This is a genomic window from Cupriavidus sp. 05N40 (assembly GCF_056397305.1).
This window is the reverse complement of sequence record NZ_JBFTND010000065.1, coordinates 18378-32572: the sequence shown is the minus strand read 5'-3', so window position 1 is coordinate 32572 and position 14195 is coordinate 18378. Positions and strand designations below refer to the sequence as shown.

The following is a 14195-nucleotide window of genomic DNA, read 5'->3' as shown; positions in this document are numbered from 1 at the left end:
GTGCAATACATGGCTTCATGGCCATACCCATGGGCGCAGGGGCTCATGACCGAAGGCGAGCTAACGATGCCTGGCCTGGTTGCCAGCGCTGCGCTCGTTATCGTCTACTTCCTGCTCAACTACTGGGGTGTCAAGCTCTTCGTGAAGACGAACTCGGCCATCACGGTCTTCAAGATTGCCGTTCCGGCGTTAACGGTTGTCGGCTTGGTCTGGGGGGGCTTCCATACCGAGAACTTTGCCATTGGCACCAGCGCGGCATTTGCGCCCTATGGATGGTCGGCGGTCCTGACAGCGGTAGCCACGAGCGGTATCGTCTTCAGTTTCAACGGCTTCCAGAGTCCTGTGAGCCTGGCTGGCGAGGCCCGCGACCCAGCACGTAGCATCCCCTTTGCTGTGGTCGGTTCGATTCTTGTGGCGTTGTTTATCTATGCGCTGCTGCAAGTCGCCTTTATTGGAGCGGTGAGCCCGRCCAGCATCCGCGAGGGGTGGTCGCATCTGAACTTCACGTCTCCGTTTGCCGAACTGGCCTTGGCGTTGAACCTGAACTGGCTGGCCATGGTGCTGTACGTGGATGCCTTCATCAGCCCGTCGGGAACCGGCGCAATTTACACGGCAACGACGGCCCGGATGATCCATGCCATGGAGCGCAACGACACCATGCCCCGGCTCTTTGGCAACACCCATCCCATCTTTGGCGTGCCGCGCGAAGCCATGTGGTTCAACCTGGCGGTGTCCTTCATCTTCCTGTTCTTCTTCCGCGGTTGGGGTGCCCTGGCCGCCGTGATTTCAGTTGCGGTCGTCATCTCGTTCCTTTCCGGCCCCGTCAGTCTGATGTCGCTGCGAGAACATGCCAATGACATGCATAGGCCGCTGCATACCCGGGGTATGTCGCCGATTGCGCCCTTTGCGTTCGTCTGTGCCACCTTGGTCCTCTACTGGGCGCGGTGGCCCCTGACCGGCCAGGTCATCGTCCTGATGGTCGCAGCCTTGCCGCTATACCTCTATTACCAGGCAAAGGCCGGATGGCGTGGCTTCGGCGAGGAATTGCGCTCGGCCTGGTGGCTTATCTTGTATCTGCCTGCAATTGCGCTGCTTTCGTACCTGGGCGGCCAGGAATTCGGCGGGCAGGGAGTCATCCCCGCAGGCTGGGACATGTTGGTCGTTGCCGCAATTGGCCTGGTCTTCTACCGCTGGGGCGTTCGAAGCGGCCGCCGAACCGCTTACTTGTCGGAAAGCAGCGCGGCAGAGTCGAGGGAGTTCGCCTAGAAATGCGGCGGGTTCGCCCGCCGCATTTCCCTAGGATTCAATGGCTACGCCAAGACTTACCTTCGCCCGCTGCATGGCCACGTGTGTCTGGAAGCTTTTGACGTTGCCGGAGACAAAAAAGAGCTCACGCGTGAGCCGCTCGTACTCTGTCATGTCGGCGACAGCCAGAACCAGCAGGAAATCGAAGTCCCCCGTGACGTAGTAGACCTGCTGGACCTGCGGACAGTCGACGAAGCGCTTCTTCACCTCGTCAAGAAGGTCCAGGCGCTCACTTTCGAGTTTCACTTGGACCAGCACTGTAATGGGCTTACCCACCCTTGCCGGGTCGACCACCGAGGTGTTCGCCATGATGACTCCGTCAGCCTCCAGCGCGGCAATGCGACGATTCACCGCTGATGGCGACAGGTTTACCGCATCGGCGAGTTCGCGTTGTGACAGCCTGTTGTTCGTCTGAAGTAGCTGCAAGAGCTTTCGATCGTATGCATCTAGTTGCAAAGCCATGAGTTCTTTCCTGGACGAATCTGACGTGGCGCAATTTTCGCCCTAATAATAGCTGTGATCGACGCCAAATCTTACCCTTCAACGCAAGTACGTTTCATTTTGCCCGACAAGAACGCTGGAATCTTGCGGGGCAGCGCTCGTAAGATGCAACGGTCCCCCGATCGCAAAGAACATTCCCATGTACGCTGATAAAGACCTTCTCGACCTGCTCATGTCATGGCGACACGAGCTTCACCGACATCCGGAGACGGGCTTCGAGGAGCTGAGAACCTCGGACTTTGTCGCAGAGCTGCTCAGCGGCATGGGGATGGAGGTGCATCGCGGTATAGGTGGCACCGGCCTGGTCGCGAACTTAAAGGCGGGAGGCGGTCAGGGTGTCATTGGGCTTCGCGCCGACATGGATGCGCTGGCCATTCACGAGAATGCTCCGGAGCGTGCGCACGCGTCGAAGACCGAAGGAAAAATGCATGCGTGCGGCCACGACGGCCACATGGCGATGATTCTTGGCGCCGCCAAGTTGCTCAGTGAGCGTCGGAACTTCAATGGGACGGTGCGCTTCATCTTCCAGCCTGCCGAGGAACATGGCCGCGGTGCAAAGGCGATGATGCAGGATGGCCTGTTCGATCGTTTCCCGGTCGAGGCGATCTACGGTGCGCACAATATGCCGGGCCTGGCGGCCGGCAACATCGCAACGCGTGCAGGCGGCATCATGGCCAGCGAAGACAATTTCGTGATTCATGTGAAAGGGCACGGCACGCATGCGGCCAGGCCGCATATGGGTGTCGACCCCATCGTGATCGGCTCGGAAATCGTGCTCGCGCTGCAAACCATCGTTGCGCGCAATGTCGACCCCAGCCTGCCAGCGGTGATTTCGTGCACCGAGTTCATCACAGACGGCATTCGCAATGCCATTCCGACGAATGTCATTATCAAGGGCGATACGCGAAGCTACACGCCTGCGGTCCAGTCTTTGCTCGAAACCCGCATGCGGGAAATCAGCGAGGGTATTTGCCGCATGCACGGTGCGACATGCACATTCGAGTACACCCACGAGTTTGCGCCGACTGTTAATTGGGAACAGTGCGTGCCAGTTGCAATGGAAGCGGCGAGAAATATTGTCGGCGAGGACCGCGTGAACGGTGCGGTCGATCCGATGATGATTTCCGAAGATTTCGGCGCATTCTTGCAGGTGGTGCCCGGCGCTTTCGTTTTCATCGGTAATGGCGAGTCGGGGATGGCGGGAGGTGTACCGCTGCACAACAGTCGCTACGATTTCAACGATGATGTTCTGACCGTCGGCGCCAGGTATTTCGCTGAGGTTGCGCGACTCGCATTGCCCGCAAGAGGTTCGTAGTCGCTCCTGCGTTGGAACGACGACGTTTTTTGCTCATGTAGTTCGTGCGATCTGAGGCGGTTCCGCCCCGGAAACGGTCGTTGTTCCTCGTCAAACGTCCTCTGCGACCCAGGCCAGTCCTCGGATCCCTACTTCAGTGGGGCGGGTGTCGGCACCGCGGGCATCCCGTGGGTGTTGCCGGCTGGCCGCTGCGGCAACACAGAACTGCCGAAGGTGTTGCCCATCCGGTGTTCCGTTGCGGCGCGGTTATATAGGCCGAGTTGGTTGGACGGACGCTTTGCGATGGACTCCGAGCCGAGCTGCCGCTGTTCGGCCGTGTCATTGCGTGGGGGCATCAGTTCCTGCGTCAGGCAGGAATAAGATGGCGCGCGCTCGCCGTTGACTTCAACCTCAACACAGGCCCGCCTGGGCGGGCTGGCCGGCATATCGGCCCATGCCTGGCTACCGGCGAATACCATCGCCATCACCGCAATCCGCTTCCACATAGCCTCTCCATTCTGACGCACGCATGTCTGCCGTCAGTGTCGTGCCACGTCCCGAGTCCGAACATGAAGTTTCCGTGACAAACGACATATCTGCCAATTACTGACCGTCTAGGCATCTGTGCGTAACGCTGACATGAGGACTGGTGATCATGTTTCGCGGCGTGATGCCCCCAGTAGTGCTGTCCTTGGTCGGGACCATGGCACGCGGGGCTAGCAATCGATACAAGAAGGCCGAGTCAACTCATGCGAGTCAGGAAGAAGAAGGGCGCGTCGCCGCCATGGCAGGCAGTGTGCGCGGCGGTAATTGGACTGGGGACACAGGGTGTGGCAATGGCGCAGCCCGACGGGGCGAAGCCCGGTGCAGCCGCCGCCGTGCAGGCGGAAAGCAGAGCCGACGTTCAGCCGGAGCGCCGTGTCGACGTCAGTGAATACGTGGTGCGCGGCAATACCGTGCTGGACGTGCGCACGATCGAACGCGCGGTAACGCCGTATCTGGGGCCGTCGCGCGCGCTGAAGGACATCGAGTCCGCACGCGACGCGCTGCTGGCCGCGTATCAGGCCAAGGGCTATCAGTCCGTCTACGTGGATCTGCCCGAGCAGCAGGTCACCGGTGGCGTGGTCTATCTGCAGGTGAGCGAAACCCGCGTGGGCAGGGTGCGCGTGGTGGGTACCGAGTACCAGTCGCCGCGCGAGGTGCGCGAGCAGGTGCCGGCGCTGGCCGAAGGCGCGGTGCCCGATTTCACGCTGGCCCAGGCGCAGCTGACCGAGCTGAACCGGGGCGGCAAGCGGCAGGTCATGCCGCTGGTGAAGCAGGGCGCGCTGCCGGGCACCATGGACGTGGATCTCAAGGTCGAGGACAGCAGTCCCTGGCGCGGCAGTATCGGCGTGAACAACGACTACAGCGCCGATACCAGGGAATTGCGCGCGCTGGCGTCCATCGGCCATGACAACCTCTGGCAGCTGGGGCACAGTGCCTCGCTGAGCTTCTTCGGCTCGCCGCAGGACCTGAACCAGACGCAGGTGTGGTCGGGCTCGTACCTGGCGCCGATTCGCGGCACCAACTGGGGCGCCGAGGTGTCGGGCTACCTGTCCGACAGCAACGTCGCCACCACGGGCGGAACCAACGTGCTGGGCAAGGGCCACTCGATCGGGGTACGCGGTACCTACACTGTGCCGAACACCGGCGACTGGTATCACGCGCTGAGCCTAGGTGTCGACTTCAAGGACAACAAGGAAGTCACGCGGCTCGGCAACGCCGGCGACACCGTGCCGCTCAAGTACGCACCGATCACGCTGTCCTATTCCGGCTTCACGCAGACCACGCGCGGCCAGTATGGCCTGAACGTGGCGATGGTGGCCGGTACGCGCAGCTTCCTSGGCTACGGCAGCRACTGGRARSARTTCGACTACAAGCGCTACAAGGCRTCGCCSAGCTTCCTGCTGCTCAAGGGCGATACCAACGGCACCTACAGCTTCGCGGGCAACGCGCAGCTTGCCTGGCGGCTGGCCGGGCAGATCACCGATTCGCCGCTGGTCTCCAGCGAGCAGATTGCCGCCGGCGGCATGAATTCGGTGCGCGGCTACCTGTCGGCCGAAAGCACGGGCGACTACGGTGTGGTGGGCTCGGTCGAACTGCGCACGCCGCCGCTGGACTTGTTCGGCGGCACCGTGGAGGACTGGCGCGTCTATGCGTTTGCCGATGCCGGGCAGTTGCGCCTGCGCGATCCGCTGCCCGAGCAGGAAAGCCGCTTCTCGCTGGCGTCGGTGGGCCTGGGTACGAGCTTCCGGCTGGCGCGCTACGTCAACGGCCGGCTCGACCTGGGCTTCCCGCTCAAGAACGGCCAGCGCACCGAACGCTACGACCCGCGCCTGAACTTCAGCGTGATCGCCACCTATTGATCGCCAATTGATTCCGTGGCGCGGCCGGCGGTCGGCGCCACCCCCAAACACAGCATTCCGAAGAAAGCCAACGGAGAACCATTGTCATGCGACGTTCCCTCTTCCTGCTGCTCGCCCTGGCGAGCACGCTCCTGCCGAATCTGGCCCATGCCTGGTGGCAGCCAGACTGGGCCTATCGCAAGCCGGTGACCATCGACGCCGGTCCGCAAGGCGGCAATATCGGCGGCGACGCCGGCCGCACGCCGGTGCTGCTGCGGCTGCATACGGGCAATTTCAGCTTCGAGGGCGTGAGCGACACCGGTGCCGATCTCCGCTTCGTGGCCGCAGACGACAAGACCGTGCTGAATCATCAGGTCGAGCAGTTCGATCCGCTGCTCGGCATCGCGCTGGTGTGGGTGGATGTGCCCGCCGTGTCCGCCGGTGCGGCCAATGGCAAGCAGCAGTTCTGGATGTACTACGGCAACCCGAAGGCGCCCGCATCGGGCAACGGCCAGCGCGTGTTCGATCCGGACTTCACGCTGGTCTATCACTTCGCCGAGGGCAGCGTCCCGGCGCGCGACAGCACGGCGTACGGCAACAACAGCCAGACGGCCGTGGTCAGCATCGATGGCACGGTCATCGGTAAGGGCGCGCAATTGGGTAACGCCTCGCTGGCGCTGCCGGCATCGCCGTCGCTGGCGGTGCAGGCAGGCGGCACGTTCGCGTTCTCGGCGTGGGTACGTCCCGACCAGCTCGGCGCACAGCAACTGATCTACGCCCGCCGCGATGGCGCCGGCGAACTGCTGATTGGCGTGGACCAGGGCGTGCCGTTCGTGCAGGTCAACGGCCAGCGCAGCAATCCGGGGCAACCGGTGCAGGCCGGCCAGTGGTCGCATGTGGCGGTGAATGCCGATGGCAAGACGGTGACGCTGTTCGTGGGTGGCCGGGCTGCCGCCTCGCTCCCGGCCGCGCTGCCGGCGCTGAATTCGCCAGCCTTTATCGGTGCCGACAGCGAAGGCGCGCATGGCTTGCCGGGTGCGATCGACGAAGTGCGCGTGTCGAAGGTGGCACGTCCCGCTGCCATGCTGCTGGCCGATGCGGTGTCGCAGGGCGCCGATTCGCGTCTGACGGCGTTCGGCCCGGACGAGCAGCAGGCCGGCAAGAGCCATTTCGGCTACATCCTCGCCGCCATGCCGCTGGACGCCTGGGTCGTCGTGGGCCTGCTGGGCCTGATGATGGCCGCCTCGTGGACCATCATGATCACCAAGGGCCGCGCCTTCGGTGCCAACGCCCGCGCCAACGTGGCCTTCATGGCGCAGTTCCGCGAAGCCTCGCGCGTATCGCTCGATCACCTGGCCAAGACGGGCCGCGTCACGGCCGACGTCAAGCAGCATTCGTCGCTGTGGCGTCTCTATGAAATAGCCGTGGACGAGCTGCACCGGCGTCACCAGATGGGCTACGACACCAGCGCCGTGGGGGCCGCCACGATCGGCGCCATCCGCGCATCGATGGATGGCGTGATGGTGCGCGAGAGCGAACGCATGGCAAGCCGCATGAACTGGCTGTCCACCACGATCGAGGGCGCGCCTTATGTGGGCCTGTTCGGTACGGTGATCGGCATCATGCTGGTGTTCGTGGTGGCGGCCATGGCCGGCGCGGTGGACATCAACTCGGTGGCACCGGGCATGGCGGCGGCGCTGCTGTGTACGGCTGCCGGCCTGGGCGTGGCCATTCCCGCGCTGTTCGGCTACAACTGGCTGGCCTCGCGCTCGGACGCCATCGCCGCCGACATGGCCGTGTTCGTGGACGAATTCGCCACGCGCCTGGCCGAAGAGCAGGGCGAGGGCCGTCACGCGCCCGTCCTGCAACGCGCCTGAAGCGGAGCCGCGATCATGGCAAACGCAAACAGGTTCGGTGTGCGCAAGCGCAGCGGCGGCATCAATATCACGCCGTTCGTCGACGTGCTGCTGGTGGTGCTCGTGATCTTCATCCTGACCAGCAACGCCAGCATTCCSGGCATCAAGGTGGATCTGCCGAAGGCCAGCGCGTCGGTGGCGCTGGAAAAACCGAAAACCAAGGCCATCACGATCGACAACGCCGGCCAGGTGTTCCTGGACGCCTATCCGGTGTCGCTGCCCGAGCTCGAAGAGCGGCTGCGTACCGAGAAGGCGCTGACGCCGGACTTTCCGGTGATCGTGCGCGGCGATGCGTCGGTGCAGTACGCCAGGGTGGTGGAGGTGCTCGACCTGCTGCGCCGGATCGATCTCAACCAGATCGGTCTGGTGACCGGCAAGCCGGCCTGAGGAGCGATGAGCGTGAACCGTCACGAACCCTCGCTGGCACCCGGCGGCCGTGCCGCGCTGCTGTGGCGGCGTTGGGGCGGGTTTGGCGCTGGTGCACTGGTGCTCGGTGCGGTGGTGCTGCTGTTCTGGCATCTGCTGTCGGACACCGCCGCCACGCGGCGCGAGGTGCCCGGCACGCCGATGCTGGTGTTGCCCCCGCCGCCCCCGCCGCCGCCCGAACCGGAAAAATTGCCCGAACCCGAGCCCGTCAAGCCCGAGGTGGTGGAGCCCGAGCCGAAGCCCGCCGAGCCCACCGAGGCCCCGCAGGATGAYGCCCCGCCCAGCCCGTCTCAGGACCTGGGGCAGGCCGTCACCATCGACGGCGCCGCCCAGGCCGGCAACGATGCGTTCGGCATCCAGGCCGGCGGCGGTGGCGGCATGACGGGCAGCGGCGGCGGCCTGGGCAGCCGCTCGTACTCGGCCTATGTCTCCGGCGCCCTGCAGCAGGCATTCGTGCGCGACAAACGCACGCGCCAGCTGGCGTTCGACGACATCCGCATCGAAATCTGGCTCGACACGGATGGCCGTGTCACCCGCGTGCAACTGGTGGGCGGCTCGGGCAATGCCGACTCCGACGACGCGGTACTGGCCATGGTCCGTGATTTCCGTGCCGACGAGAAGCCGCCTGCATCGCTGCGCTTCCCGATGCGGCTGTCCATCAAGGGGCGGCGGCCGTAGCGCATGTCTGCCTTCATCCCAACAGCATCCTGAAAAGAACGATGAAACCATTCGCTCACTCCCCGCGCCATGCGGTGCGTGCCAATGTACTGGCGCTGGCTGTCGCAATGGCCTGCCTGGCCACGGCTGGCACTGCCCATGCGCAGGACGCCGCGCCGTCCGAAAGCGCCATGATCAAGCTGATCCGTGGCCTGATCCAGAGCGGCGCGCTGGACAAGAACACCGGCGAGGCGCTGCTGGCCCAGGCCCAGACCGAAGCCATGGCCACGCAACTGGTGCAGCGTCCCGCGCCCGCCGCGGGCGTGGCAGCCGGTGCCGCCGCAGGGTCCGTTGCGACTGCGGCCGTACCCGGCGAAGTCCGCGTGCCGTATATCCCCGAAACCGTGCGCGACCAGATCCGCGACGAGGTCAAGGGCGAGGTCATGGCCCAGGCCAAGGCCGAAGGCTGGGCCGCGCCGAACGAAACACCGGAATGGACCAAGCGGATCCGCGTGGAGGGCGACGTGCGCCTGCGCAACGAGTCGCGCTTCTACTCGGGTGGCAACAGCGATATCCAGATCGACTGGGCCGCCATCAATTCGGGCAACGGCTTCGACGTCAACCCGAACACCAACCTGTCGCTGCCGCGGCTGCTCAATACGCGCCAGAACCGGCCGAACCAGTGGCGCGCCCGCGCCCGCCTGGGCGTGCTGGCCGACGTGACGGACAGCGTGAAGGCCGGCGTGCGCCTTGCCACGGGCAATGACAACAGCCCGGTCTCCACCAACCAGACGCTGGGCGGCGGCCTGGCCAAGAAGGATGTGTGGCTCGACCAGGCATGGCTGTCGTACCAGCCGACGCAGTGGATGAAGCTGACGGGCGGCCGCTTCGGCAATCCGTTCGTCTCCACCGACACGCTGTTCTCGTACGACCTGAACTTCGACGGTATCGCCGCGCAGTTCGACAAGACATTGCCGAACCGCGACGTGACGCTGTTCGGCACGCTGGGCTTCATCCCGCTGGAGTACTCGAAGGACAACGCGCCGTCGAACAGCCAGGACAAGATGTCGAGCGAGACCAAGTACCTGCTGGGCGCGCAGTTCGGCGCTGACTGGAAGGTAAACAACGAGAACCGCCTGCGTGGCGCGCTGGCGTACTACGACTTCCACAACGTCACCGGCCGGGTGTCGTCGCCGTGCGCGCTGTACGCGGGCGCTGATGGCTGCAACACGGACTGGACGCGTCCGGCCTTCATGCAGAAGGGCAACACGCTGATGCTGTTGCGCAATATCGCGCTCAACCCGCTGGACCCGGCCAACACGCCGCAACCGCAGTACGTCGGCCTGGCCTCGAAGTTCCAGCTGATGGACGTGAACCTGCGCTGGGATACGAAGGTGGCCGGCTACGGGCTGCGTCTGGACGGCAACTACATCCGCAACCTTGCCTATGACGAAGGCGCGATGTGGGCGCGGGCCAATGGCGGCATCGTCAACAACTTCGGCGGCAGCGGCGGCACCAGCCGTGAAGACTTCAAGAGCGGCGGCAATGCCTACATGTTCCAGGCCACGTTCGGCAAGCCGACGCCTGCGGCACGCGGCGACTGGAACGTGCTGGCCGGCTACAAGCGCATCGAGCCCGATGCGATGCCAGACGGCTACAACGACTCGACGTTCCACGGTGGCGGCACCAATGCGCGCGGCTACTACCTGGGCGGCTCGTATGCGCTGGACAGGAACGCATGGGTGACTGGCCGCTGGATTTCCACCAAGGAAGTCTTCGGCCCGCCGCTGGCCATCGACACGCTGCAGTTCGAATTCAATGCGCGCTTCTGAGGAGGATGACGTGTTCCCAACCCCCTTCCGCCGTATCCGGGGCCTGCTGCCGCTGCTCGCACTGGTGGCAGGCAGCGCCTACGCGCAACAGGCGCCCAGCATGGAAGAGCGCCTGCGCAACCAGCTGCGCATCACGACCACGCAGTTGCAGCAGGCGCAGAACGAACTGGCGATGCTGAAGGCCGGCCAGCCCCCCGCCGCTGCCAGTGGTGGCGGCGGTGGTGGCGACGTGGCGGCCATGCGCAAGGAACTAGACGCCGCCCGCGCACAGCTTGCGGCCGAGCGTGGCGCACGCGAGCAGCTGGCCGGCAGCGCGCGCCAGGCCCAGCTGCAGACGCAGGGCGTGGTCGAGAAGGCCAGCAGCCAGATCGCCCAGTATCGCCAGGCCTATGACGAACTGCTGCGCATGGCACGGGGCCTGGAGGCCGAGCGCCGCAACCTCGTGGCCGAGGCCGGCGCGCGACAGGCGGCGCTCAAGCGTTGCGAGAGCGCCAATACCCGCCTCTACAGCGTGGGGCAGGACATCCTGCATGCGTACGAGACCGTGGACATGACCACCGTGCTGGCCGCGCGTCAGCCGTTCGCGGCGCAAAGCCGTGTGCGCTACGAACAGATCGCCCAGGACTACGGCGACAAGCTTTACGAGGGGCGTTTCGATGTCCGCGCCGTGGAGCCGTCCGCCGAAKCGCCGGCGCAACCCGCGGCTGCTACCGCCGCCGTGCCGTCCGACGCCGCCCCCAAACAGCAGTAACCCCGATTCCCCGAACCTGATCCGCGAACAAGGAGTACCCATGACCGAAGCCACCCCCCTCGACGCCGCGCCAGAGACCACGTCCGCCGATAGCGCAACGCCCGCGTTGCTGACCCATGTCACCGCCGGGCAGGTGGCCGACGCCATCCGCAATGCCGGCTGCGCCGTGAACCTCGCGGAGGAAGACGGCACCGCGCGCCTGCACAGCGCCAGCCATGGCGTGGGCTTCCAGGTGCTGTGGGGCAATCGCGTAAGCAACGTGCAGTATCTCGACTTCACGCTGAGCTGCCCGCTGCGCGTGGAAGGCGGCCAGCTTCCCGATGCGTTGCTGAACGAATGGCACCGCAGCCGCCGCTTTGCGCGCATCGCCTCCCACGGTGATTTCCTCGTGCTCGAGATGGACGTGATGGTCACCGGCGGCGTGACCGAGGCTTACCTGTCGGTGGCCATGCAGGTCTGGATCCAGGTGATGGGCCAGTTCTTCCTGCATCTGCGCAACTACCGTGCGCAGGCCCGGCAGGATGACGTCAACCCGGCGGCCACCCCGGAGGCATCCGCTGCATCCGCTGCATCCGCTGAATCTGCCATTGCCACTGCCACTGCCATTGCCGAGGCTTGAGGCACCGAACGCTTTCCATTCATTGTGACCCGATGAGGCGGCACGCCGGGGATCCCTTCGGCGCGCCGTTCTCTTTTTTGTCATGGCGATGTCACGCAACCTTCATACGCTCTGCAGCGGTGTTGCGCCGGCAGGTCCGGCCGCATCCACAGGCTCTGACCGGACACCACACCCTGCACCTGACCGGCCCGCACCCAATGAACAGGTCATTCGATCTTCATGGCATGTCTGCCAGCCTCCATCCGCGCGCACGCAAGGTCGGGGCGCGTCGCGGCCATCGCGCTCGCAGCCAGCCTGGCGTGGCCATGCGTGGCCCGTGGCGAGACTGGCATGGCCTTTGACCTGCCGGCGCAGCCGTTGAAATCGGCGCTCGCACGCTACGACGCACAGACCAGTGTGTCGGTGTTCTTCCCGTCCGAACTGGCCGATGGACGCTGGTCGCATGCGGTGCAAGGTGCGATGCCCCCTGCGCAGGCGCTGCACCGGTTGCTGGAAGGCACGGGCCTGACGGCCCGCGCCACGGCTGGCGACGCCTTCGTGCTGACCCCCACGGGCGAGACGCCGGCCACCGCCGATGCGCAAGGTGCCGCAGTGCCCCGCCAACCCTATGACGCGCTGGTGCAGTCGCGGGTACGGCAGACGCTGTGCGCGCGGCCCGCGCTGGCGCTGGGCACCTACCGGCTTGCGTTGTCCGTGCGCCTCGACCGCGCCGGCCGCGTGCAGCGCGCGCGTTTGCTGGACAGCACGGGCGACACCCGTCGCGATGCCGCGATTGTCGATGCGCTGCGCCAGACCGATATCGGCCGCGCGCCTGAGCATCCCGAGAACCCTTTCGTGCTGCTGGTGCGGCCCGTGGCATGCCCCCCGGGCGAGACCTGCGCCAAGCCTTGCGATGCGCCACGGAGCGTTCAGTGAGCGAGACCATCCGCACCAGCCTGCGCGACCTGCTGACGCAACGCTACGACGATCTCAAGCGGCGCCTGACGTGGCGGTTGGGCTCGGCGGAGCTGGCCAGCGATGCCCTGCACGACACCTGGGTGCATCTGGAAGACCGCAACGATGCCAATGGCCCGGTGGCCAGCCCGGCGGCCTACCTGATGCGCATGGCCACGAACCTGGCGCTGGACCGCCTGCAGCGCGACCGTCGCTTCATGAGCGCGGAAGAGTTGGACACGCTGATGCTGGAGATTGCCGATCCGGCGCCGGGACCGGCGCAGACGGTGGCGGCGCGCGGCGAGGTGCAGGCGCTGGCCAGGCTGATCGAGAAAATGCCGCCGCGCCGGCGTGCGATCTTCCTGGCGGTGCGCGTCGATGAACTGTCGAACCAGGAGGCGGCGGTGCGCTTTGGCGTGTCCGCCCGGTTGATCGGTCTCGAACTGAAGCGGGCGCACGAGTACTGCGTCGCGCACATGGACCAGGCATGAGCGAAGAAATCGTGCCGATCCGGCGTGCCAGAACCGTCTTGATGTCATGCGAGCTTGCTCGGCAACATCGCCTGACGCCATGACTCCCACCATGAACCGCCTGCTCCAACGGCCACGCCGCCTTACCCGGATCGAACGCCAGGCCATGCGCTGGGTGCGGCGCATCAGTGCCGGCCCGATGACCCATCGCGACGGCGACGCGCTGCGCCAGTGGTGCCGGGCCAATCCCGCCCATGCGGCCGCATTTGCCACGGCGCAACGCCAATGGCAGCTGCTGGCGCAGGGCGGTGAAGCGCTGCTTGCAGAGAAGCCGCTGGCGTCGCGCCCGGAGATCCAGGCGTCGCCCGTGCAGTGGCAGCGCCGTGCTTTCCTGGGTGGCGCCGTGGGTGCCGTCGCCGCTACGACGGCCGCGATGATCTATCCGCCGCTGGGGCTGTGGCCGTCCGCGCGCGAGATGCGTGCCGACTATCGCACCGTGGCCGGCGAACAGCGGCATCTGGCACTCGGCGACGACGTCGGCGTCGAACTGAATACGCGCACCAGCATCGCGCTACGCCAGCGTGGCCGGGTGGCGGGCATCGACCTGATTGCGGGCGAAACGGCGATCGACATGGCCGACGCCYGGCTGCCGTTCGCGGTTTCGGCCGGTGCCGGCCGTGCGGTGGGCGCGCGGGCGCGCTTCGAGGTGCGCCACGTCGCCGGGCAGGTCTGCGTGACCTGCGTGCAGGGGCTGGTACAGGTGGCGCACCCGTCCGGCTCGGTGACGCTGACCGCGCGGCAGCAGGTGTCCTATGACGACCGCAAGCTGGCGCGCGTGGTCAACCTCGACGCCGCGCGCATGCCGGCCTGGCGCGAAGGCTTCCTGCGGTTTGCGGAGACTCCGCTCGGGGACGTGGTGAACGAAATCAATCGCTACCGCACCGGCAAGCTGGTGCTGATGGCCAGCCAGCTGGCCACGCGTCCGGTGACCGGGCGTTTCCAGCTCGATGCGCTCGACAAGGCCATTGCGCAGATCCAGCATTCGTTTGGCCTGAGCGCACGCCACCTGCCCGGCGGCGTGGTGCTGCTGTCTTGATTCCGTCGCGG

Annotated in this window: 14 protein-coding genes; 12 read left to right on the top strand and 2 right to left on the bottom strand. The window is 65.7% G+C overall.

Translation table 11 applies throughout. The features are described from left to right. The coding region (locus AC1DO7_RS16975; protein ID WP_477116348.1) for an APC family permease at positions 1-1266 on the top strand (1266 nt) is incomplete at its 5' end. Between the two features lie 30 nt (positions 1267-1296). Here the strand turns inward: AC1DO7_RS16975 and AC1DO7_RS16970 are convergent. Continuing rightward, the gene (locus AC1DO7_RS16970; RefSeq protein WP_441619982.1) at positions 1297-1767 is read right to left on the bottom strand and encodes an Lrp/AsnC family transcriptional regulator; all 471 of its coding nucleotides are present in this window, start codon (positions 1765-1767) and stop codon (positions 1297-1299) included. Positions 1768-1945: 178 nt separating this feature from the next. On the opposite strand from AC1DO7_RS16970, the gene AC1DO7_RS16965 reads away from it, so the two are divergent. Next, complete coding sequence (locus tag AC1DO7_RS16965; RefSeq protein ID WP_441619984.1) at positions 1946-3121, top strand: M20 aminoacylase family protein; 1176 nt, start codon at positions 1946-1948, stop codon at positions 3119-3121. A gap of 128 nt (positions 3122-3249) precedes the next feature. On the opposite strand, the gene AC1DO7_RS16960 is transcribed toward AC1DO7_RS16965, so the two are convergent. Beyond that, on the bottom strand, positions 3250-3606 hold the full coding sequence (locus tag AC1DO7_RS16960) for a hypothetical protein (RefSeq protein WP_441619986.1): 357 nt from the start codon (positions 3604-3606) through the stop codon (positions 3250-3252). A gap of 330 nt (positions 3607-3936) precedes the next feature. Here AC1DO7_RS16960 and AC1DO7_RS16955 point away from each other — a divergent pair, with 330 nt between their 5' ends. The 10 genes from AC1DO7_RS16955 to AC1DO7_RS16910 all read left to right on the top strand — a co-directional run bounded on the left by AC1DO7_RS16955 (position 3937) and on the right by AC1DO7_RS16910 (position 14184). Beyond that, entirely contained in the window at positions 3937-5505 is a 1569-nt protein-coding gene (locus tag AC1DO7_RS16955; protein WP_477116347.1) for a ShlB/FhaC/HecB family hemolysin secretion/activation protein, read from the top strand. An 86-nt stretch (positions 5506-5591) separates the two neighbouring features. Then, entirely contained in the window at positions 5592-7361 is a 1770-nt protein-coding gene (locus AC1DO7_RS16950; protein ID WP_441619990.1) for a DUF2341 domain-containing protein, read from the top strand. A gap of 15 nt (positions 7362-7376) precedes the next feature. Continuing rightward, positions 7377-7787, top strand: a complete 411-nt coding sequence (locus AC1DO7_RS16945) for an ExbD/TolR family protein (protein WP_441619992.1) — start codon at positions 7377-7379, stop codon at positions 7785-7787. A gap of 12 nt (positions 7788-7799) precedes the next feature. Continuing rightward, positions 7800-8504 (top strand): energy transducer TonB family protein, encoded by a 705-nt coding sequence (locus AC1DO7_RS16940; RefSeq protein ID WP_477116346.1) that lies wholly within the window; start codon positions 7800-7802, stop codon positions 8502-8504. Positions 8505-8545: 41 nt separating this feature from the next. Next, positions 8546-10315 carry a putative porin gene (locus tag AC1DO7_RS16935; RefSeq protein ID WP_477116345.1) on the top strand — a complete coding sequence of 590 codons (1770 nt, stop codon included), beginning with the start codon at positions 8546-8548 and terminating at the stop codon, positions 10313-10315. Positions 10316-10325: 10 nt separating this feature from the next. Next, entirely contained in the window at positions 10326-11066 is a 741-nt protein-coding gene (locus tag AC1DO7_RS16930) for a hypothetical protein (RefSeq protein ID WP_477116344.1), read from the top strand. Between the two features lie 40 nt (positions 11067-11106). Continuing rightward, complete coding sequence (locus AC1DO7_RS16925) at positions 11107-11685, top strand: YbjN domain-containing protein (RefSeq protein WP_441620000.1); 579 nt, start codon at positions 11107-11109, stop codon at positions 11683-11685. Between the two features lie 330 nt (positions 11686-12015). Further along, positions 12016-12600, top strand: a complete 585-nt coding sequence (locus AC1DO7_RS16920) for a secretin and TonB N-terminal domain-containing protein (RefSeq protein WP_441620002.1) — start codon at positions 12016-12018, stop codon at positions 12598-12600. After that, positions 12597-13109 (top strand): RNA polymerase sigma factor, encoded by a 513-nt coding sequence (locus AC1DO7_RS16915; RefSeq protein ID WP_441620004.1) that lies wholly within the window; start codon positions 12597-12599, stop codon positions 13107-13109. The genes AC1DO7_RS16920 and AC1DO7_RS16915 overlap by 4 nt, the downstream gene beginning before the upstream one ends. 91 nt (positions 13110-13200) lie before the next feature. Beyond that, entirely contained in the window at positions 13201-14184 is a 984-nt protein-coding gene (locus AC1DO7_RS16910) for a FecR family protein (RefSeq protein WP_477116343.1), read from the top strand. Positions 14185-14195 lie beyond the last annotated feature (11 nt).